28 protein-coding genes are annotated in these 18,650 nt (G+C 70.8%); 24 read left to right on the plus strand and 4 right to left on the minus strand.

Going from position 1 to position 18,650, the window contains the following annotated elements; translation table 11 throughout:
- The 13 genes from BCF44_RS53060 to BCF44_RS53115 all read left to right on the plus strand — a co-directional run.
- A partial coding sequence (locus BCF44_RS53060; protein ID WP_147329051.1) for an AAA family ATPase occupies window positions 1-274 on the plus strand: 274 nt, incomplete at its 5' end.
- 67 nt (window positions 275-341) lie between these two features.
- Window positions 342-932 carry a hypothetical protein gene (locus tag BCF44_RS53065; RefSeq protein ID WP_211353679.1) on the plus strand — a complete coding sequence of 197 codons (591 nt, stop codon included), beginning with the start codon at window positions 342-344 and terminating at the stop codon, window positions 930-932.
- A gap of 284 nt (window positions 933-1,216) precedes the next feature.
- Window positions 1,217-2,467, plus strand: coding sequence for a hypothetical protein (locus BCF44_RS56370; RefSeq protein ID WP_170218255.1), 1,251 nt, complete (start codon window positions 1,217-1,219; stop codon window positions 2,465-2,467).
- Window positions 2,457-2,996, plus strand: coding sequence for a bifunctional DNA primase/polymerase (locus tag BCF44_RS56375; RefSeq protein WP_170218256.1), 540 nt, complete (start codon window positions 2,457-2,459; stop codon window positions 2,994-2,996). Before BCF44_RS56370 ends, BCF44_RS56375 begins: the two co-directional genes overlap by 11 nt.
- Window positions 2,993-3,178, plus strand: a complete 186-nt coding sequence (locus BCF44_RS53075; RefSeq protein WP_116182227.1) for a hypothetical protein — start codon at window positions 2,993-2,995, stop codon at window positions 3,176-3,178. The genes BCF44_RS56375 and BCF44_RS53075 overlap by 4 nt, the downstream gene beginning before the upstream one ends.
- 552 nt (window positions 3,179-3,730) lie before the next feature.
- Complete coding sequence (locus BCF44_RS53080; protein ID WP_147329052.1) at window positions 3,731-4,060, plus strand: hypothetical protein; 330 nt, start codon at window positions 3,731-3,733, stop codon at window positions 4,058-4,060.
- Complete coding sequence (locus BCF44_RS53085) at window positions 4,051-4,611, plus strand: hypothetical protein (protein ID WP_147329053.1); 561 nt, start codon at window positions 4,051-4,053, stop codon at window positions 4,609-4,611. The genes BCF44_RS53080 and BCF44_RS53085 overlap by 10 nt, the downstream gene beginning before the upstream one ends.
- Window positions 4,612-4,856: 245 nt before the next feature.
- Complete coding sequence (locus BCF44_RS53090; RefSeq protein ID WP_147329054.1) at window positions 4,857-5,456, plus strand: hypothetical protein; 600 nt, start codon at window positions 4,857-4,859, stop codon at window positions 5,454-5,456.
- A 289-nt stretch (window positions 5,457-5,745) separates the two neighbouring features.
- Complete coding sequence (locus tag BCF44_RS53095; RefSeq protein WP_116182231.1) at window positions 5,746-6,186, plus strand: MobC family plasmid mobilization relaxosome protein; 441 nt, start codon at window positions 5,746-5,748, stop codon at window positions 6,184-6,186.
- Window positions 6,183-7,835, plus strand: coding sequence for a relaxase/mobilization nuclease domain-containing protein (locus tag BCF44_RS53100; RefSeq protein ID WP_147329055.1), 1,653 nt, complete (start codon window positions 6,183-6,185; stop codon window positions 7,833-7,835). The genes BCF44_RS53095 and BCF44_RS53100 overlap by 4 nt, the downstream gene beginning before the upstream one ends.
- A 140-nt stretch (window positions 7,836-7,975) precedes the next feature.
- Window positions 7,976-8,254 (plus strand): hypothetical protein, encoded by a 279-nt coding sequence (locus BCF44_RS53105; protein WP_116182233.1) that lies wholly within the window; start codon window positions 7,976-7,978, stop codon window positions 8,252-8,254.
- A gap of 197 nt (window positions 8,255-8,451) precedes the next feature.
- Window positions 8,452-9,171, plus strand: a complete 720-nt coding sequence (locus BCF44_RS53110) for a ParA family protein (RefSeq protein WP_116182234.1) — start codon at window positions 8,452-8,454, stop codon at window positions 9,169-9,171.
- Entirely contained in the window at window positions 9,171-10,145 is a 975-nt protein-coding gene (locus tag BCF44_RS53115) for a ParB/RepB/Spo0J family partition protein (RefSeq protein ID WP_116182235.1), read from the plus strand. The genes BCF44_RS53110 and BCF44_RS53115 overlap by 1 nt, the downstream gene beginning before the upstream one ends.
- A 187-nt stretch (window positions 10,146-10,332) precedes the next feature.
- Here the strand turns inward: BCF44_RS53115 and BCF44_RS53120 are convergent, their stop codons facing one another.
- Both BCF44_RS53120 and BCF44_RS53125 read right to left on the minus strand, forming a co-directional pair.
- A complete protein-coding gene (locus tag BCF44_RS53120) occupies window positions 10,333-10,761 on the minus strand; it encodes a hypothetical protein (RefSeq protein WP_116182236.1) in 429 nt (142 codons plus the stop codon).
- A gap of 272 nt (window positions 10,762-11,033) precedes the next feature.
- Window positions 11,034-11,963 carry a tyrosine-type recombinase/integrase gene (locus BCF44_RS53125; protein ID WP_116182237.1) on the minus strand — a complete coding sequence of 310 codons (930 nt, stop codon included), beginning with the start codon at window positions 11,961-11,963 and terminating at the stop codon, window positions 11,034-11,036.
- A gap of 207 nt (window positions 11,964-12,170) precedes the next feature.
- Between BCF44_RS53125 and BCF44_RS53130 the strand changes: the two genes are divergently transcribed.
- Window positions 12,171-12,749, plus strand: coding sequence for a hypothetical protein (locus tag BCF44_RS53130; protein WP_116182238.1), 579 nt, complete (start codon window positions 12,171-12,173; stop codon window positions 12,747-12,749).
- 21 nt (window positions 12,750-12,770) lie between these two features.
- Window positions 12,771-13,388 carry a hypothetical protein gene (locus BCF44_RS53135; RefSeq protein WP_116182239.1) on the plus strand — a complete coding sequence of 206 codons (618 nt, stop codon included), beginning with the start codon at window positions 12,771-12,773 and terminating at the stop codon, window positions 13,386-13,388.
- Window positions 13,389-13,449: 61 nt separating this feature from the next.
- Here BCF44_RS53135 and BCF44_RS53140 read toward each other — a convergent pair whose 3' ends face one another.
- Window positions 13,450-14,907, minus strand: coding sequence for an RING finger protein (locus BCF44_RS53140; RefSeq protein WP_147329056.1), 1,458 nt, complete (start codon window positions 14,905-14,907; stop codon window positions 13,450-13,452).
- A 415-nt stretch (window positions 14,908-15,322) separates the two neighbouring features.
- Between BCF44_RS53140 and BCF44_RS58385 the strand changes: the two genes are divergently transcribed.
- Window positions 15,323-15,745 carry a toll/interleukin-1 receptor domain-containing protein gene (locus BCF44_RS58385; RefSeq protein ID WP_246016318.1) on the plus strand — a complete coding sequence of 141 codons (423 nt, stop codon included), beginning with the start codon at window positions 15,323-15,325 and terminating at the stop codon, window positions 15,743-15,745.
- A 56-nt stretch (window positions 15,746-15,801) separates the two neighbouring features.
- On the opposite strand, the gene BCF44_RS55105 is transcribed toward BCF44_RS58385, so the two are convergent.
- The gene (locus BCF44_RS55105) at window positions 15,802-16,035 is read right to left on the minus strand and encodes a hypothetical protein (RefSeq protein WP_147329057.1); all 234 of its coding nucleotides are present in this window, start codon (window positions 16,033-16,035) and stop codon (window positions 15,802-15,804) included.
- A 156-nt stretch (window positions 16,036-16,191) separates the two neighbouring features.
- Here BCF44_RS55105 and BCF44_RS53155 point away from each other — a divergent pair, with 156 nt between their 5' ends.
- From BCF44_RS53155 to BCF44_RS53180, 8 genes are all read left to right on the plus strand, one after another.
- Window positions 16,192-16,485, plus strand: a complete 294-nt coding sequence (locus BCF44_RS53155) for a hypothetical protein (protein ID WP_147329058.1) — start codon at window positions 16,192-16,194, stop codon at window positions 16,483-16,485.
- An 88-nt stretch (window positions 16,486-16,573) separates the two neighbouring features.
- Complete coding sequence (locus BCF44_RS53160; protein ID WP_116182244.1) at window positions 16,574-16,930, plus strand: hypothetical protein; 357 nt, start codon at window positions 16,574-16,576, stop codon at window positions 16,928-16,930.
- Window positions 16,927-17,271, plus strand: a complete 345-nt coding sequence (locus tag BCF44_RS53165; protein WP_116182245.1) for a hypothetical protein — start codon at window positions 16,927-16,929, stop codon at window positions 17,269-17,271. Before BCF44_RS53160 ends, BCF44_RS53165 begins: the two co-directional genes overlap by 4 nt.
- Before the next feature lie 76 nt (window positions 17,272-17,347).
- Complete coding sequence (locus BCF44_RS53170) at window positions 17,348-17,581, plus strand: hypothetical protein (protein WP_116182246.1); 234 nt, start codon at window positions 17,348-17,350, stop codon at window positions 17,579-17,581.
- Window positions 17,582-17,698: 117 nt separating this feature from the next.
- A complete protein-coding gene (locus tag BCF44_RS53175) occupies window positions 17,699-18,109 on the plus strand; it encodes a hypothetical protein (RefSeq protein ID WP_116182247.1) in 411 nt (136 codons plus the stop codon).
- On the plus strand, window positions 18,106-18,270 hold the full coding sequence (locus BCF44_RS56380) for a hypothetical protein (RefSeq protein ID WP_170218257.1): 165 nt from the start codon (window positions 18,106-18,108) through the stop codon (window positions 18,268-18,270). The genes BCF44_RS53175 and BCF44_RS56380 overlap by 4 nt, the downstream gene beginning before the upstream one ends.
- On the plus strand, window positions 18,267-18,440 hold the full coding sequence (locus tag BCF44_RS56385; protein WP_170218258.1) for a hypothetical protein: 174 nt from the start codon (window positions 18,267-18,269) through the stop codon (window positions 18,438-18,440). Before BCF44_RS56380 ends, BCF44_RS56385 begins: the two co-directional genes overlap by 4 nt.
- Window positions 18,437-18,640 (plus strand): hypothetical protein, encoded by a 204-nt coding sequence (locus BCF44_RS53180; RefSeq protein WP_116182248.1) that lies wholly within the window; start codon window positions 18,437-18,439, stop codon window positions 18,638-18,640. The genes BCF44_RS56385 and BCF44_RS53180 overlap by 4 nt, the downstream gene beginning before the upstream one ends.
- The last annotated feature ends 10 nt before the right edge of the window (window positions 18,641-18,650 follow it).

Consider the following 18,650-nt stretch of genomic DNA (forward strand, 5'->3'; position numbering starts at 1 on the left):
GCTCGCCGCCGGCGACACGATCACCGTGGACGCCACCGGCGCGGCGATCCTCGACCGCGCCAGCTGGCTCGCCCTGGCCCGGGATCACGCCGTCCCGGCCACCGCGCTCGTGCTGCGGGTGACCCTGGCGACCGTGCTAGCGCGCAACGCCGACCGGGCCCGGCAGGTCCCCGCCGACGTCGTCACCGCGATGTGGACCGCGATCGACCGCACCACCGCCGCCGAACTGCTCGCCGAAGGCTTCCGCTCTGTGATCGAGCTGCGCGAGCACTGACACGCTCCCAAACAGGGAAAACGCTGCACTGAACTCCAGTAGGTACAGGAAGCAAGGAGGGGTACCCATGGCTCAGCCCACGCCGGTCGCCGCCGACCGGGACGGCGCCACCGACACCGAGATGACGCTGATCCTCACCGAGTACGACCAGGTCAAAGGCGAGCAGCGCAACCGCATCCAGCACCGCGACGGCCTCGTGTACACCACGATCGCCGCGATGGGCGCCGTCATCGCCGCCACCATCGGCCAGCACAACGCCGCGGTGCTGTTGCTGCTGCCGCCCGTGGCCATCGTGCTGGGCTGGAAGTACCTCGCCAACGACGAGAAGATCGGCAGCGCCAACCGCTACGTGCGCGAGCAGTTGTCCCCGCGAGCCGCCGAGATCGCCGGCGTCCCCGGGGCGTTCGGGTGGGAGAGCTACCACCGGACCGGCGTGTTCTGCCGGGCTCGCTGGCTGGTGCAGCTAGCGGTCGATCTGCTCGCCTTCACCGTGCTTCCGGCGGCCGCGCTGGTCGGGTTCTGGGTCGTGGGCCCCTGCCCGGCCGGCCTGGCGGTCGTGTCCGTCGCCGAGGCCTTGCTGTTGACCGGGTTCGGCTGGCTGGTCTGGCTGGCGTGCCGGCCTCTCACCGGACACGACACCCGGCATGCCCAGTTGTAGCCCCTCAACGCTCTGCGTGCGAAACCTGCTCCAAACAGGGAGAACAGCCTCTCCGACGCACTGAAATCCAGTAGGTCCAGGAACTTGAACCCGAGCGCCTTGAGTCGCTACCCTGGCATCCGGCTCGCGCACAGCCCGTTGTCGCCGCACCGACGCCCACGCCGTCACGCGGATGCCGACCAAGGTCTTTGATCGCGCAACTCGCACCATCCCGTACGTGACCCGTGCCGTCGTATGTCGACCCGGGCGCCGGGGCGTGGGGCCGCCGCCCATGGAGATCGACCATGACTCGCGACGATCCGTTCAAGACCCGCGTCCGCCAGCGGATGGCCGTCACCGACGAGAGCTACACCCAGGCCCGCCGGCTGCTCGCCGACTACCCGGCCCCCACCGCCGACGAGCTGGCCATCGCCATGGTGGTCGAGCAGCGCTACGAGGCCCCTGCCCTGCTTCCCGACATCCGGTTCGCGCTGCCCGACCACTTCGGCCAGCCCGGCCCGGACGGCGAGGTCCGGCTGTCCGGCCGCGGCGAGTGGGTCGCCGGACAGCCGTGCCTGGCCATCGAGCTGATCGCGATCAGCAACAACCCGACCAACAAGATCCCGGGCGCATGGTGGACGTCGTTCGGCATCGAGCTGCACGAACACGGCTGGGCCTACTCGACCGCCGGCGCCGGCACCCTGGACTGGACGCTGACCCTGCGCCCGGTGCAGGGCGACGTGTGCGCCCCGACCGCCGTCCGCCTGGCCTATCCCGATGGAAAAGCCCTGTTTGATGGGCCTGTCGCGCTGTCGCCGGACTGGCTGACGAAGGTCCGCTCGCACCCGGCCGGCCTGCTGATCGTGGCCGGCCCGGTGTCCGGCAGCCAGTTCCCGCGCCGCTTCACCGACGGCCTGGTCGCCGACATGCTCAGCACTGCCGACCTGATCGCCACCCGCGTCCCGGTGACCATGGACTGGTCGCTCACCACGGGCATGACGGCCGAGGAGATCGCTGTCACGCGCATCGAGGGCCAGGGCGTGCGGGCGCTGCCGGCCGACGCCACGCCGGCGCAGCGCGCCCGCGCCGAAGCCACCTGGCACTCCATGCGCCAGGCCGACGAGGCCTGCCGCTGCTCCGGGACCGGCTGCCACCACGGCAAGGCGCATGACGACGGCGAGGACGAGCCCTGTCCCGGCCGGCTGCTGCACATCGACCGGTTCCCCGGCTCGCTGTGGACGACGGCGGCCTGGCACGACGTGTACGCCTGCGACACCTGCGAGGAGCTCTTGGAGGCCGAGGCCACGCTGCCCGACCTGCCGTGGGGCGAGCACTACACCGAGGCCTCTGCCGGCGGCGGAGAGCCGCGTGGCGGCACCCGCGTGTACGCCGGCGTGCGCCACCCCAACTTTCCCGAGTTCGACGAGGAGGACCAGCCCGTGGACGCGGCCGAGGAGTTCGACGAGGACTACTACGGCTCCGACGACCCGAACGACCCCGACTACGTCTTCTGCCGGGAGTGCGGCGCCGACAACGAGTACAGCTGTGACTGCTGACCTCGCCGCGGCCGCGCTCATCGACCGGGGCCTGGCGGTGTTCCCGCTGCCGCCAGGCGCCCGCCGGCCCGACCAACGCGGCTGGTCAGCGCGGTGCACGACCAACCCCGCCGACGTGCGGAGCAGGTGGCCGGCGCAGGCCAACATCGGCGTCGGCTGCCGCGCCAGCGGTGTCGTCGTGCTCGACCTCGACCGGCACGCCCACGGCCCGGACGGCGTCGCCGCGTTCACCGAGCTGTGCGCGCGACACCAGCAGCCGCTCCCCCGCACGCTGCGCGTGCGCACGCCCCACGGCCAACACCTGTTCCTGCGTGTCCCCGCCGGCGGGCCGCCGATCGACAGCAGCTCCGGCACCGCCTCGCCGTTCGGGCCGGGCATCGACGTCCGCGCGCCCGGCCAGCGCACCGGCGGCTACGTCGTCGGCGCCGGCTCCGTCGTGGACGGCGTGCGCTACGAGATCGACCAGGACCACGACATCGCGGACCTGCCGGCATGGCTGGCCGCCCTGCTCCTCGAGGAGGACCGGTGAGGATCACCATCGAGGGCGACCTGGCCGAGCTCGCCGAGGCCGGCGCACGCCTCGGCGAGGTGTTCACGTTGACGTCGGTCTCCGAGCCGTACGAGAACACCCGCCCGGGCCGGCCTGGGTTCGGCAAGTTCCGGCTCTACGTCCGGGCCGAACTGCCACCGCCCGACGGCCGCCGGAACTAGTCCGCATACCCATCAAACAGGGAAAACACGCCTGCGTGCCATGTCGGACAGGCCGGTGGAAAGACTCTTTCCACACCCACTGAAGGCCAGGAGCATCAGGGAAGCACTGCGCGCGGCCCGGGACCAGCTCGACGGTCTCGGGCCGTTGTCCTGCAGACCGCCGGCGGCGGTGCCCACAGCCATGGTGCTGACGGGGATGGGTCGACGGCGGACGGGGGCGAAGTGGTGACCAATAGATACTTGTCGGCGTCATCGTCGGCGGCGACAACGCCCCCTGAGCTGCAACAACAGGACCGCCGCCGCAGACGGGTCCGGTACGGGCGGCAGTACGGAGGGCGGCACGGGCGGGAGTACGGGCGGCGGCACGGAGGACGGTACGGGCGGCGGTACGGACCGCTGAGCCCCCCCGGCCAGCGTCCCGACTGCCCCGTCCAGCCGACGTTGGCGGAGCTGGTGGCCGAGAGGCCGGCCTGCATGGCGTGAGCCAGACGTGGGTCGAACGTGGGTTGGACGGTTTGCCCCCGGAGCTCGTTCTCCAGCACCGTGTCGCTCATGACGAACGTGATCCGGGCCGAACTGGTCCGTGAGGTGCTGGATGACGTGCTCATGGCCGAGAAGCGGGCGGAGCAGCCAGCTCTGCCCGCGGAGGAACTCTCCCCGGAGCTGTGGACCGTGATTTGGGGCCACGACAAGGAGGAGGAGTCAGGCAAGGACTACCAACTCGCCGCGCTGGTCGGTCGCGTACTGGCGGAAGCCACCTTGATCCGCGCCACGGTGTCGTGGACGCTCGCCGGCACCCCACCAGCAGGGCGCACCCTGCCCGAAGCCGTCGCCGATCTTGGGATCACCCTGCACGAGAGGTGGCCGACCACGTGGCGATGACCGAGCCGGAACGGACACCAGCGGGCGCTGCCGACACCCGGCGGACGGACGTGGTCGAGCTGTCCGTGCCCCGGCACGATCTCGGCATGGAGACCGAGCTGCGCGTGCAGGCAGCGGTGTGGTTACTCGACGACGGCCCGCTTGCCTTCCTGTTCTGCGACGATCCCCGCCGCACGGCCGAGACCACGGCCGCCGGCGAAAGTGTTGACCTGCTGTTCTCCACGGTTCACGAGTTCGGACTGCCGTGGCTGCATCCCGACGACGAGCTCACGTTCGCGCCCGCCGCCGGCTGGTGGTGCCGCGTCGAGGGCCAGGACCAGATCACCGTGGAGTGGCCCGGCCCGACCGGCTACCCGTTCCTGTTCGACCTGGACCTGCCATGGCCCCCTGGCTGGTGGGACGCCGCCCGGGCGAGAGGCTTCGTGGTCCTGCTGTGCGGGCGCTTCGCATCGCTCGGGGAGCGCGAACCCTACGACGTGCTCATGGCGGCCGCCGCCGACGGCGGTCTCGCCGGCGGCGCCGTCCCCTTCGAGTCCCGCCGTGGCGTCTGACCTGAGCCTGCGGCACACGTCCCAGTTCGCTGACGAACACCTCGTCGACGAGCGCGCACGGTCCCGAGCGGACCGCCCATCCATGGCCGTCGCCCCTGACATGCTCCCCCGTGAACCAGGCCAGCAACGCTCCAAACAGGGAGAACACCGGCCAAGCGTTCGTCTGAAATGGACTGACCGAAGACGGCTCCGAGACCGCGGCGCGCCACGTCGACGCGGTCGCGCGGGGAGAGCACGATGCCCTCGTGAACCGTGACGCCGTGACGCCGCCGAGGGCGACCTGCGGCTACCTGATGCGGGGACCAGGAGTGCCCTGCGGACTGCCGCCTGGGCACGACCTGCCGCACCGGCCTGGGGAGCCGCGGTTCGCGGTGCTGCCGGCGCCGGTCGCTTCCAAGCCGCTGGTCTCCCGGCGGCAGGCCCGGCGAGCCGAGCTCGACGCCGCCTACCGCGACCAGCTCAACCTCGCGGCCGATCAGCCGCTGCCCGGCGCGCTGGGCAGCACAGGAACGCGGCCCAAGGACAAGTCACCTGCCGCCAGGGCCGCCACGAGAAAGCGGCGACAACGTGCGGCCCGCCGCCGGGCTGAGCCGTCGGCGACCAGCACCACGAAGTCGGCCATGCCCCGGGCGGCGGTGCCGAAGGCCACCGAGCCCAGCACCTGCTCGGCGTGCGGCCGCGAGGTCCCCGCCGGCACCCCGATCGGCCAGTACCTCGGGCAGCAGGCCCACCGCACCTGCGCCAGGCAGCGCCAGGCCCAGGACGAGATCCTGCGGGGCACTACCTTCCGCGGGCATCAGGCATCGACCTGGCGACGAGGGCGCGGGCCCGGCAGCGTGGCGTGACGGCCTGGGGGCCACCTGCGCCACGGCGACAACGTCCTGATCGGCGCGCTGGGGGGCCGGACACCTTGAGTGCTGGCTTCGTGCCGGGCAGCCTGGCGTGCCCGGAGCAAGAAGTGCATCAGCAAGCTGATGCGAAAAGCCTCCAAACAGGAACAACGCCGCGACAACCCCGCCGGCGACACGCGACAACGCTCCCCCACGACACCCCGCCTGATGTCACGTACCGTGACATCAGGCGCGTTGTCTCGGGGGAGACGTCACCAGCGCGCGACGCCAACGGGGGGAACCGATGGGCAACCGCACGACCGCGTTCGAGCTGCACTACACCGCCACCGGCCGCGTCGCCGGCGTGCCCGGCGGCCGCAAGAACCCCGTCTACATCCGCCTGTCCGACGACGAGCTGCGGTTCCTAGAGAGCGCGGCCGCCGAGGCCGACATCCAGCTGTCCGCCTACGTGCACACCGCCGCGTTGACCTTCGTGCCGGGCCCGCGCTCCCCGCACCGCGTCCGGCCCCGGGTCCGCTCCGCCGCCCGCGACAAGGCGCTGTTCACGGAGCTGACCCGACACCACCGGCAGCTCGTCGGCATCGCCACCAACCTCAACCAGCTCGCCCACCAGGCCAACCTCAACGGCTGGGTGCTCCCCGCCGAACTCGCCGACGCCGGCGTTCGGCTCGCCAGCCTCCTCGAGGACCTGTCCGCGGTGCTCGGCTTCCTGCGACCCCGATGATCACCAAGCCGCTCCCCCGCCACCACGACCTCGCCGCGCTGATCTTCTACCTGTTCAAACAAGGCCAGGAGCCCGGCGAGGCCGAGCAGCACGAGGCCGACCACGACCACAAGGAGTGCCTGCACGTCGATCCGCACCTGGTCGCCGCCTGGGACCCCAGCCTGCTCGACGGCCAGCTGCTCGACGGCACACCGGCCCGCCCGGACGAGGCCGGGCAGCGCGCCCTGGTCGACCTCATGGACAGCCCAAGGCTGCTGTTCGGGGTGAACCTCAAGGCCGGGCACGTCTACCACGTGCCGATCGCCGCCCACCCCGACGACGGCGTGCTCGGCGACCAGCGCTGGGCCGAGCTGGCCGAGCAGGCCGTGGCCGCGATCGGCGTGCAGAACTGCCGGTGGGTCGCCGTCTGGCACGGCCCGAACGCCGCCGGCGCCGACCACATCCACCTGGCGGTGCAGCTGGTCGGCGAGGACGGCAAGACCGCCCGGCTGTCCTACGACGAACGCAAGCTGCGGACCTGGGCAAACCAGGTCGAGGAACGCCTGGACCTGGTGCGCACCGCGCGAGCTGGATCCGGCGCCCGGGGCCTGACCCGCGCCGAGCACGAGCGCGCCAAGGCCACCGGCGTCGAGCCTGAACGCCGCCAGCTGGCCCGCCTGGTGCGCGCCGCGGCCGCCGGCGCCAGCAACGAGATGGACTTCCTGGCCGCGCTCAAGGCCAAGGACGTCGACGTGCGGCCACGCGTCGAGCAGGGCCTGGTCGTCGGCTACTCCGTCGCGCGGCCGCCGGCAGGCACCGGTGGAAAGACTCCTTCCACCGACTCGACCCCGGCGCTGCGCCTGGCCGGCGGCCAGCTTGCCCGGGACCTGACGCTGCCGCGGCTGCGCGAGCACTGGCCCCCGCCGGAGAACCGGGTCGCCGAGGCCGCCCTGCTCGCCCACTGGGAGCGGCCGGGCGAGCTGCCCGAACCCCGCCGCGCCGTCCGGTGGAACACCGTGCAGATCGAGCTGAACAAGGCCAAGGCGGCTGCGGCCGCGCTCGACCCCGACGACCAGGAGCGGTGGAACACGGCGGTCACCGAGACCGCCGAGCTGGTGTGCGTGCTGGCCGTCCGCCTCGAACGCGACCAGCCCGGCCCGCTGCACCGCGCCGCAGACGCCCTGCTCGACGCCGCCCGGCTGGGTAGGCCCCAGGACCACAGGGCGGCCTGGAAAGACTCTTTCCACCGCCAGGTTGTCCTGCCGATGCTGGCCAAGGCCGCCCGGATCGCCGCCTACTCGGCCGACCCGGCCCCGGTGCTGGCCCTGGCGGTGCTGGCCATCGTCGCGGTGCTGGTCTACGACCTGGCCACCCGTCAGCGCCACGACCAGCAGCCCGGCCAGTCCGGGCCCGCCCTGCACCGCGCCGCCGGCGAACTCGCCGAGCACCGGCCTGCGCCGGCGAATCCCGCTGCCGCCGGCCCGCTGGCGGCGGACCCCGCGACCGTCGACGACAGCGCGGCGCGTGACGCCGCCGCCAAGGTCCACGTGAGCGCGACCGGCGCCCCGAAGACGACCAGGCGCTCCTTGATCGAGCCGATGGGCCGCCGGCCCGGCACGCACTCCTCCGGCGACCAGCCGCAGGCCGGCTCCCGGACGAAGGCGCGGTGACCACGATGCCCGAGGACGTGCCCCTGCCCCTGGAATTTCCGCAGGCCACTGGCGATGCTGGCGTTACTGGAGTGCCGTCACCTCCACCGCTACGCTCCCCCTCCAGAAGATCCAGGACAACCAGGCGGGAGAACACGCCCATGCCCAAGGTGGCACCGGGAGCGGACGGGGCGGACACCGTCCGGACCACCATCGATCTGCTGGTCGCCGAGCAGAAGACGATCAACACGCTTCGCTCGCGGATCGCGACGCAGATCGGGCAGGACGTGCCGTTTGCAGAGCTTGTGCGGGTGCTGGTGCGCCTGGCCAAGACCGATCGGAACCTGGCCAAGGTGGTCGGTCAGCAGCTGCTCGTCGGAGCCGGCGAGCTGCACGGAGCGATCGACAAGGACGTGCTGAAGCACACCGAGGCCGAGTGACACCCGAAGGTCGCTGTCTTCAGAGTGTCGCACCGCCCCAAGCGCCGGTGGCCCAGGTGAGGACCGGTACGGTGGCTGCCGCGTAGCGCAGACGAGCGTGGAAAGAGTCTTTCCACCCGGTCCATCCGTCCGCTGTCCAGCGGCGTGGAAAGAGTCTTTCCAGTGTTGGTGTCAAGGTCGCATCGGAGGAGGAACCGGTGGCAAGTCTGCAGATCCTGCGCCTGCTGATCGCGACGTTGAAGGGCGGCCCGGGCAAGACGACCTCGGTCATCCTGCTGGCCATCGCGCTGGCGCGTCGGAACTACAACGTCGTCGTGATCTGTGCCGACACCAGGACGCGAGGCGCCACGGACTGGGTGCAGGAGTCGCTGCGGCTCGGGTACACCGTGCCGTTCAAGCTGGCGATCTGGGAAGAGAAGAACGGGCCGCTCAGCGCGTTCGCCCGCACCGTCGAGCAGCAGACCGGCGCGGACGCCGTGCTGATCGACACCGGCGGCGAGCAGCCCGAGGCATTCGCCCACGGCTGCCTGTACGCCGACAAGCTGATCATGCCGGTCGGGCCGATGAACGGCGAACTTCGCCGCATCCTGGAGACCTACCGACACGCCGCCGCGATCAACGAAAGCGGATCCAAGCTCGACATCAGCGTGCTGCTGACCCGAGTCCCGCAGGCAGGCAAGGGCAAGGCCCGGGAAGCCCGAGAGGACCTGTCCACCGACCTGCGCGCCGCCGACGGCACGCCGGATCCGGACAAGCCGTACGCCCTGGGCCTCCACGTGCTCACCGCCGAGATCACCCGCGCCGGCGCCTACGACGAGATGTACTGCATCATCCCCGACGACGTCGGGGAGTACGAGGACCTCTGCACCGAGCTCGTCGGGCCGGGGAACAAGCCTGGCACCGAAGGAGCCGCCTGATGCCCGCGCCGAAGCGACCGCCCAAGGGCCGCCGCAACACCGGGGGACAGGGCGGCGGACACGGTGCCGCCGCTCCGCCGGTGGGACTGAACTCGTCGAACTTCAGCGACACGAGCGTCATCGTGCAGTCGGTGATCGCCAGCGCGCAGACCGAGCCCGTGTCCACGGTGAGCAGCCGCGACCTCGAGGTGTCCTGGGGCGAGTTGAAGGAATTCGCTCACCGGCCGGACAACCCCCGCTGGGAGCGCGAGTACGACCCGGAACAGGATCCGGAGCTCGCCGCGCTGGGGGAGACGCTCAACGAGTACAACATCCTCCAGGCCGTCACCGTCACGTCCATCGAAGCCTGGTACGAGCACCACCCCGAGGACCAGGGCAAGTTCGGCCCGGACGTCGACAAGATCGTCATCATGGGCAACCGCCGACTGGCCATCGCGCGCCACCGCGGCCTGGAAGGCCTGCCGTTCTTCCGCAACGACAAGTTGGCGCACCCGCGGGCGGCCCGCGAGGCACCCATCATCGAGAACTACCACCGCAAGCCCACCGACCCGATCCGGGAAGGCGCGGAGATGGTGGCCGTCCTGGAGATGACGGGGGAGAGCCGGCGCGCGTTCGCGGAGCGGATGGGGATCAGCCACACGCAGGTCAACCAGCGGATCCAGCTGCTCGACCTCATCCCCGAGTTCCAGGGCATGGTCAGCGACCTTGGTCTGCCGGTCCAGAAGGCGCTGAAGCTGGCCGTCCTCGACCACGACACCCAGCGGGCCATCCTCGAACAAGGACCGCCCTACAGCCCTCCCGGCGCCGAAGACGAGCAAGACGACGACAGTGGAAAGACTCTTTCCACTCCGTCGGCGTTGACCATCAAGCGCCGCTCCACGCCCAGCGACGTTGCCGGCGTGCTCCGCGCCAAGCTGAGCCCGGAGTTCGTCGACGAGGTGCTGAAGCTGCTGACGGCCCCGCCGCAGGACTAGACACCGCCGGGCCGAGAAGGAGACGCGGGTCGCAGAGTTCCAGTGATCTCTGCCGACCCGCCGTCGGCAGTATATCCCCGGACTCGTGCGCACCCGGTGGGCGAGCGGGGCGCGCCGCCGCTCATTTCCCCTGTTTGCAGCCCCAGCGGAGCCCAGCGCGTACGACAGGCGGTGGCCGCGAACGGCGCTACTCGTCGCCGTAGGACTCGGGTGCGGCAGCGACCTTGGCCGCCCAGCAGGTGTCGATGACGTCATCGAGCCACTTGCGGCCGACCACCCGCAGCTCGGTCGCTTCCAGCAGGCTGAGCGAGCCGACCAGGATGTCACCGAGCAGTTCCTCGACATCGGGTCCGGCGTTGGTGACGAACGGCAGCGTGTAGTCGGCCAGTTCTTCGTAGTCCCGCCGATACTCGCGGCCGTCACTGAGCACGTGCCGGACTGCACCGGCGTAGTACCTGCACATCTCGCGCGCCAGCTCGGTCTGGTGCTCTGGCAGAGCAGCCGACAAGCCTGGCCTGCTGAGCCCGTGCGGCTGGCGCAGGCCGAACGTCTTGCCCTCGGTGTAGGCGACCAGCGAGATCAGCTTGACCAGGCGCCGCGTGTGGTCGGTCTCCATCTCGCGATCATCGCAGGACCGGGGTGGCGGGGCTGCTACTCGTCCGCGCCACGGCGTGCTGCAGGCACACCGGACACCCATTTCCCCTGTTTAGAGCGTTGTCGAGGTCGTTTGGTGGCGGAGCGAGCCTGCCCAGCAGCTGGTCTGGGGCCTGAAATGGCGATGGCCCGGCGCCAGGGGGAGGAGCGCCGAGCCATCAGGTAACAAGGACTTCGTCGCAGGTCAGGCGGGCGTTACGCGCACGGCTCGAAGCCCGTGGGGTCGGTGCGCACTCAGCGCCGGGTGTCGCGTCGTCGACGGACGGCGCGGATCTCGTCGTCGGCTACCTTGTCCGCCAGCAACGCGTAGACCTGGGTGGTCTCGGTGGAGGCGTGGCCCAGCCGCTTGCGGACGGTCTCGATGCTCGCGCCGGCGTTGATCAGCTCGGTGGCGTGGGCATGGCGGAGCTGGTGGATGTCGATGTCGACGCCGGCGGCCGCGCAGTAGCCGGTCCAGCGGTGGTGGGCGGCGTCGTAGGACAGCGGTCCGCCGGAACCGTTGATGCTGGCGCGGAACAACGGGCCCGAGGTGAACTTGGCGCGGGCGAGGTACAGCCGCAGCAGCGCGACGTAGCCGCGGTCGTCCAGCAGCACGGTGCGCACCGAGCCGCCCTTGCCGTGGATGCGGGCGTGCTCGTCGTCCAGGCGCAGGTCGAGGTCCTCGACGTGGAGACCGCAAACCTCCGAGGCGCGGGCACCGCAGACATAGGCAGTCTCGAACAGCACCCGGTCGCGCAGCCGGTCGACCGGCACGTCCTTGCGCGGCCGGCGCGAGCAGATCACGCCGAGCACCTTCTGCACCTGCGCCGGGTCAGCCGGGCGGGGCAGGGTCCTGGCCACAGTGATGGAGTCGACCCGGTCCATCGGGTTGGTCGCGAGCAGCTCGTGGCGCACCGCCCACCGGCAGAACGAGCCGACCGCAGCCCGCTTGCGCTTGCGGCTGGACGCGGCCAAGCCGGCGATCTCCGTCAGGTAGGCGCGGACCACCGCGACGGTCAGCTCGGCGACCGGCCCGTCGTGGTGGGCGGCGAACTGAATGAGGTCGCCGCGGTAGGCGCGGAGCGTGTTGTCCGGGCGGCCGGCGTTGCGCAGGTCGGTGAGGAACTCCTCGATGGGCAGCGCCAGCGGGTGCGGCCCGAGTGCGTCGGCGACGGCGGTGTGCACGGCCTCTCCCTCAGGTTGCCAGATAACCGGGAATCGAAGCGGCGGCCGCCGGAGACGTTCGCCCAGCTCGATTCTCCCGATCCTAGCCAGAGTTGCCCGATAACGTAGGTTATCCCGCAACTAGGCCACGGCGCGGTCCGGCCGTGCGACGGCCGCAAAGTGTCGAGCGTTCGACACTTTGCGGGTTGCGGGTCTAGTCTGTGGCTCATGGACATACTGTCGAGTCGCGGTGAGGCCCTGGCCGCCCTGGCGGACTGGGCCGCCCGGCGAGCCGAGCTGGAGGCCGAGCGGCCGCTATTGATGGCCGCCGCGTGGAACGCCGGCGCACGCACGATCGCCGAACTGGCACGGACGGCGGTCGTCAGCAGGGACACCGTCTACTCCGACCTGGGCCAGCAGGGGATCGACTACCGAAACAAGGACGCCGACCCGCGGCTGACGCGGTTGGTTCGGGCGGTGGCCCAGCTGGCGCAGCAGTTCCAGCCCGGCCACCCGTTCACCTTCGACTGGGAGAAGGCCGCCGAGTTCGGTCCGGCCCTGGCCGAGGCGGCATCGCTGCTGGTGTCCTTCCAGTCGCCCGAGCTCGTCGTCGCGGCCGAGAAGATCCTCGCGGCAGCGCCCGACGGCAACGGCGACTACCAGCTCCTGGCCCCGTTCCTGGACGAGCTGCGGGCCGCCCTGGAGGCCTACCGGACGCCGATGCCGGCCGCGCCGTTCACCCGGCTCCGGCGCGGCCGGCCTGCTGGGCGGCTCGATCCGAACCCGCCCCGGCACCCGCAGTCCTGACCGCGAGATGGAGGTGCACACGTGAGCGACTCGGTGGCCGTGCTGACCAGCGTGGTCGGCGCCGGTGGGGCGCTGTTGGGAGCCGCGCTCAGCGCCGTGGTGACCTACTTCGTGACCAGGCGCGCGGTGCGAGCAGCGGCCGCAGAGGCCGACAAGACACGAGCGCACGAGCGAGCCCAGGCACGGACCGAACGCGAACAGGCCCGCAAGCTCGATACCTACCTCGCGGTCACTCGCTACGTCCTGGATTGGCAGCGCCAGATCGGATTCGCAGTCGACCAGGCGACCTTCCAGACCGACCCGCCCACGCCTGCGCCGCAGCAGGACTCGATCGACTACACCTTGGAAGCCCGCGCGGCGTTGATCGCCAGCGGGGAAGTGCACGGCCTGCTGCACGAGTTCAACCGGTTGATCGTCCGGTACGGCACTGCCGTGGGAAGCGCCCGGAAGATGGCGACGTTCGCCGACGCGCAGGTGCCGGACACCAAGGTGCAGGCCGCACAAGCCCAAAACGAGGCCAACGATGCGGGCCGGGCCGTGCTGACGGCAGGCGACCCGCTCCTTGCCCGGATGCGAGTGGAACTTGGCGACGGCGGCGCGACCTCCCTCGCCCCTTCCGTGAGTCCATCACCGAGCTGACAGGCGAGGTGTGGAAAGACTCTTTCCACACCTCGCCTGTCCACGGAGAGCCTCGCTGGTGTCAGTGCCCGCCCAGGCCGGGCAAGCCGCCGGTGACGGCGCGCACGCTGCCGCCCCGGGGGCGTTTGGTGATCTTGCCGTTGGCCAGCCGCCAGTCCTTCCCGCACATGTGGGCCCCGTGGTTGCCGCACTTGGTGCAGCGGGCGTCCTTGAGCGCCTCGCGGGTGGTGGTGCCCTCCAGCAGGGCGGCCAGTGCGGAGAAGGCGTCGTCCCAGCTCGCGTGGGTGCTGACCGTCTTACCGGCGGCGGTGTGCACGGTCCAGCCCAGGCTGACCGGCGCGGCCCGATCGCCGGCGGGACGTTGGATCTTGGCGCGGATCTCGCCGAGCAGGCCGCCCGCGTCCTGGTACGGGTCGGACAGCGGGGCGTGGCGGTGCACGCGGACCATCGGCTGGTCCAGGTCGGGCGCGATCACCACAGACGTGGCGGTGCCAGCGATCGACAATCTACTGGTCAGGTCGCCGTGCATCACGGTCACCAGGTTCGGCGGCTGGTCCGGGGCGGAGCAGCCCGACTCGCCGGTGACGATGAGGACCTCGGCCAGCCGCTTGGCCAAGCCCATGTTCTCGGCCAGGTGGTCGCCGTACTGGTCCCACGCCGTGTCGGGACGCCGCAGGTACCAGCCAGCGGCGACGCCGCGCTGGTCGGCGGTCCGCCGGCCGACGCGCTCCATGACGTAGTCGACGCCGTCGTAGCGGGCGTGCAGTTGCCCGGGCCAGCCCGGCTTCGTCGACCACCGCATGATCCGGCCGAACCACAAGGGCTTCTGCGGTATGTCCAGCGGGCTCACGGTACGCCTGGGACGCGGGGCCGGGTCGGCGGCCGCGGCGCGCCGGGCCTGCTGCACGGCCACCTGGCGGTGAGCGGTCTGGCGGACGACCGCGTGGTTGATGGCGGCCCGTCGGGTTGCGGCCTGCTGCACGGCGGCCTGGCGGAAGGCGGCGATCTGCTCGGCGCTCACCGGGGCGAACCCTCGGGCGGGGATGGTCTGCCCTGCGGCTTTCGCCGCGCACGGCAGGCACCGCCCCTGGACCAGCGTGCGCCGGGGGAAGCTTTTGCGGCAGTTCGGGCACGGCACCAACTGGCAGCCCTTGTGCACGCCGCTGTTCACCTCGCGCTTCTTACGCAGCGGCTTGGCACACGCCAGGCACGCCGGCCTCTCCGTCGGCGCGCTGCTGGCCGCCGGCTCGTTGACGGGCTCGTTGGCGGGCCGGCGCCGGCGGGTAGGTCGCTGGCGGGGCTGGTCGTCGGTCGGCGACTGCGGCAGGTCGCCGAGCAGCTGCCGGGTCTGCTGCCATGCCTGGGCGACGTCGGGTGTCTGGGTCAGCTGGCACAGCTGTGCGGCCAGCCGCTGGTGCTCGATGAGCTTGGTGACGTTGAGCCGCCCGCGCTGCCGGCTGCGGGCGAGCGCGGCGTAGGCCAGGGCGGTGGTGCGGAGCTGGGCGTGGTCGACGGTCACGAACACCTCCTCGCGGCCTTTCAGAGTGCCACGAGACACCGACAGTTTCCGGCAGGTCGCTGGGCGTCACTGGCCGCGCCATCAACCGGTGCAGCTCGCAAACCAGGACTGTCGGTGGTCGCTCTTAGACTGAGCCATGCGATGCACAGCGCCCGTACGCGGCCACATCCGTGGCGGCGGGGCAGACTGCCCTGTTCATGGTGGCCGGTACCGGTCGTCCTACTCACCGCCCTCGTACTCCCCGCCCTCCTATGCCTCGCCGACCCCTCGCGCTTCGAGCGGTGGAGGCGGGTCCAGCGGTGGAGGTGGCGGTGGCCGATCGGCTCGTCCGCGTTGGTCGCCGGCCAACTCTCCCGTCACCTACAGCTCTGGCGAAGTCGCGGCGCTGGATCGCTACCGTCAGAAGGTTGAGGCGGTGGGACCTCGCGCCGAGTCCTATGACCTGTTCCTCTGCCATGCCTGGGACGACCGGCGAGCGACCGCGACTGAACTGCACGACCTCCTCGAAGCGCAGGACGTGTCGGTCTGGTTCAGCGAGCGGGACATCATCCTCGGCCAGCCGTTCATGCGGGAGATCGACAAGGGCCTGGCCAAGACGCGCATCGGTCTCGTCCTCATCACGCCTGCCTTCCTCAAGCGCATCGAAAGCGGTGGTGTGTCCGAGAAGGAACTCTCTGAGCTGCTGGCTCGCGACCTGCTGATCCCCGTCGCGCACGGGGTGACCTACGACGAAATTCGGGCGATCAGCCCGCTCCTTGGCTCTCGCAACGGCCTCAGCACTGACGAGGACTCGCTGGAAGACATCGCTAGGAAGATCGCCGAACTCGTCGCCTTGTAGGACCGGGTCGCGAACCTCGAGAGTGGAGTGCGTCCCCTGCGCACGGCTGTAGAAGCTCAGCTCAGCCCCGTGTACGCGAGTCCAGACATCGACGTCGAACTGAGCGTCGCCGGTGGCCGCGTGCCACCTGCCGGCGGCACCACCGCCGACGGGGTCGGCCACGCCGGCAACTCCACCGCGTGCAGCGGCCCGGCCGCCACCGCCACCGCGAGGATCAACACCGTCGCGCGCACCGTCCGCGCCGTGCTCCCGAGCACCGTGTCCAGCAGGACCATCAGCTTCTTCGTCATGCCGATCAGCCTGGCCGTCGTCACTGGGATCTCGCGGGTGCTGAACCTGGGCCGATCCTGGTCCGGCCGCTGGGGGCGGCTGGCCGGCGGTTTGCACCCAATCGGGCTACTTCCTGAAGTGTAGATATTTGCGGCAAATCCTGTAATCTCGTGAACATGGCAAGCGAGAACCAGAGCCCCCGAGTCCTGCGGCTCACCTTCGAGTTGCAGGTCCCCGCCGGGCTTCGCCGCAACATCCACTGGTCGCGGATCGAGCCCGCGCTCACGACCTTCATCGGCGTGATCCAGGGCGTCGCCACCAGCACGTTCCCGTGGGCCAGCACCATGCGCGTCCGCAAAGAGTGGCTCTACTCCTGGTACGACGACACCGAGCAGGTCGACCTGGCGACCACCGAGCTGAACTCCGGCCCGTTCACCACCAAGGGCGACGAGAACGCCCCCACCGACTAACCCGGCTGCACCCCGGGACCTGCCGTTCCGCAGTCCCGGGGTGCGGTCCGTGCCACAACACCCGCGCCCTTCACCAGGGGGAACAGTGATGAACACCGACGAGGGCACGACCACCTGCACGCACGAGCGTCAGATCCAGTTGCTCGTCGGACGCAGCGACGCCGCGCTGCGCCGCGGCAGCACGGCCGGCGTGCTGGCGGCGAAGATGGCCGGCGACGACCTGATGGCCGCCTGTCAGGCCGAGTGCGGTGTCAACTCGCCGTACGCTGGCGTCGAGCTGCACCCGACCACCCAGCAGGAGGCGGTCGCGGCGCTCCAGCCGAGCACCTACAGCGGCATCTTCTTCGGCGAGCTCGCCGACATGGCCCGGGCGGCGAGCCACGGCATCCGCCGCATCCTGCGCCGGCCGGCCAAAACCACCTCCAAACAGGCACAACAGCGATGACCGACGACCGAGAGACGTCGCGCCGACCCCGGAGCGCGTGCGCGCTCACCCGGGGCGGCGCGCTCACCGAGCACGACAAGCGAGCACTCCTCGCCTTCATGCTGTCGCTCAAGACCCCGCAGCCGACCGACCGGGCCGGCACTGCCGAAATCCCTGCGGACGCAACGGAAAACGCGCCGGCCGACTCCGCTGGCAGCGGCGCGGCCGCCGCCAGCGAGCCGTCGTCGACCGCACCCGGCCACGCCGCCCCAGCCGCCGGCGAGCAGATCGCGCCGCAGCCCGCCAGCCTCGCCGACCGTCGGAACCGCTCCGGCGACGCGATGCGCGACAGTCCGGCGTAGCTCCATCAGCAAGGCTCCAAACAGGGAAAACGACGCCCAGCACTCCAGTAAGTCCAGTAAGTACAGGAGGTAAAAGATGATCGCCGTGCTCACCACGGGTCAGTTCGGCACCCAAATTGATCTCTACGACGTCCCCGAGATCGACGACCTCAACGACGAGGCGCCGCACTGGGACACGCTCACCGTCGACGAGGTCCTGGACCAGCCGGCCATCGTCGACCTGCTGGCCGACCACCACTGGCGGCTCTACAGCGGCTGGGCCTGGAACGAGGAGTTCGGCACCTGCTGCGTGGTCTACCAGACCAGCTGAACCCTGTTGCACCACAAGGAAAAACCGGCCCGGTGAACCGAGGAAATCGCCTGGACAGCTACCACCTCGGCACCGGACCGGCCTGCCCGACGCTTCGAGAACAGACGGGACACCACCATGATCTCGCACGTCTCCATGCGCCCGCAGCCGCGGGCCGACGGCTGGCCGCACTCCAGCTGGCAGCCGCTGCCGCCGATGTGGCGCGTCATCCCGGCCAGCGGCAAGTTCGACATCCGCACCGGCGACCTGTACGCCACCTGGTCCGAGCTCGTCGACTGGGTCGACGAGGTCCTGGCCCTGATGCCGGAGGCCGCCGACCTGGACAGCCTCGTGCGGCGCGACCCCTGGCCGTGCTGGAACCTGCTCTGCCTGGGCTGCCGGACGCAGCTCGTCGACGGCGACGAACCGCAGTGCGTGCTGCGTTCGCCTGACCGCGACGAGCTGGCCCGGATCGCCCTGGCTCAGGGCTGGCGCGGCATCGACACCCACTGGCTGTGCCCGGCCTGCGTGAACGGAGCCGGCTCATGACCCAGCCCGCCCTCCGAACCGAGCAGCAGGCCGCCCGCCAGGCCCTTGTCGACGCCTTCGTCAACGGCAACGACGACACCCGCCGCACCATCGCTGACCTGCACGGCGACCGCACCAACGCGATCAAGGACGCCGTCAGCGACGGGGAGGTGTCCCGGTGACCGAACGAGTCGAGCGGGTCGCCACGACGACGCACGTGGTCATCCCTGACACCAGCGGTATCGGCGCCTGCCGGTGCGACGCGATCAAAGGACCGTTCGGACAGCGCGTCACCCATCGTGCCGCCCACTGCGAGCGGGCCCGTGCCGAGCAGGGAGGTACGGCCCGATGAGCGACGATCCCGACGTCAGCACCATCCGCTCGGCACTGTCCGAGCTGAGCAACGCCCAGGGGCCCGATGCCAAGCGCGCCGCGTTGGCCAGGGCGAACACTGTCGGACAGCAGGTGGCCATGACCATCAGCGACCCCGGCAAGCGTGGCCAGTTCGTGAGCAGCCTGGAGGCCGACATCCGCCAGGCCCGCGACGCCTGATCACGAACAG

Origin of the sequence: Kutzneria buriramensis (genome assembly GCF_003387475.1) — a bacterium.
Classification (GTDB): Bacteria; Actinomycetota; Actinomycetes; order Mycobacteriales; family Pseudonocardiaceae; genus Kutzneria; species Kutzneria buriramensis.

Coding starts and splice junctions, on each gene's coding strand:
- BCF44_RS53170 (WP_116182246.1), top strand. CDS start 17,348: ATGATCGCCGTGCTCACCACGGGTCAGTTCGGCACCCAAATTGATCTC.
- BCF44_RS53130 (WP_116182238.1), top strand. CDS start 12,171: ATGGACATACTGTCGAGTCGCGGTGAGGCCCTGGCCGCCCTGGCGGAC.
- BCF44_RS53120 (WP_116182236.1), bottom strand. CDS start 10,761: ATGGAGACCGACCACACGCGGCGCCTGGTCAAGCTGATCTCGCTGGTC.
- BCF44_RS56370 (WP_170218255.1), top strand. CDS start 1,217: ATGACTCGCGACGATCCGTTCAAGACCCGCGTCCGCCAGCGGATGGCC.
- BCF44_RS53105 (WP_116182233.1), top strand. CDS start 7,976: ATGCCCAAGGTGGCACCGGGAGCGGACGGGGCGGACACCGTCCGGACC.
- BCF44_RS53160 (WP_116182244.1), top strand. CDS start 16,574: ATGAACACCGACGAGGGCACGACCACCTGCACGCACGAGCGTCAGATC.
- BCF44_RS53180 (WP_116182248.1), top strand. CDS start 18,437: ATGAGCGACGATCCCGACGTCAGCACCATCCGCTCGGCACTGTCCGAG.
- BCF44_RS53100 (WP_147329055.1), top strand. CDS start 6,183: ATGATCACCAAGCCGCTCCCCCGCCACCACGACCTCGCCGCGCTGATC.
- BCF44_RS53065 (WP_211353679.1), top strand. CDS start 342: ATGGCTCAGCCCACGCCGGTCGCCGCCGACCGGGACGGCGCCACCGAC.
- BCF44_RS53115 (WP_116182235.1), top strand. CDS start 9,171: ATGCCCGCGCCGAAGCGACCGCCCAAGGGCCGCCGCAACACCGGGGGA.
- BCF44_RS53155 (WP_147329058.1), top strand. CDS start 16,192: ATGGCAAGCGAGAACCAGAGCCCCCGAGTCCTGCGGCTCACCTTCGAG.
- BCF44_RS53165 (WP_116182245.1), top strand. CDS start 16,927: ATGACCGACGACCGAGAGACGTCGCGCCGACCCCGGAGCGCGTGCGCG.
- BCF44_RS53095 (WP_116182231.1), top strand. CDS start 5,746: ATGGGCAACCGCACGACCGCGTTCGAGCTGCACTACACCGCCACCGGC.
- BCF44_RS56380 (WP_170218257.1), top strand. CDS start 18,106: ATGACCCAGCCCGCCCTCCGAACCGAGCAGCAGGCCGCCCGCCAGGCC.
- BCF44_RS53175 (WP_116182247.1), top strand. CDS start 17,699: ATGATCTCGCACGTCTCCATGCGCCCGCAGCCGCGGGCCGACGGCTGG.
- BCF44_RS55105 (WP_147329057.1), bottom strand. CDS start 16,035: ATGACGAAGAAGCTGATGGTCCTGCTGGACACGGTGCTCGGGAGCACG.
- BCF44_RS53080 (WP_147329052.1), top strand. CDS start 3,731: ATGACGAACGTGATCCGGGCCGAACTGGTCCGTGAGGTGCTGGATGAC.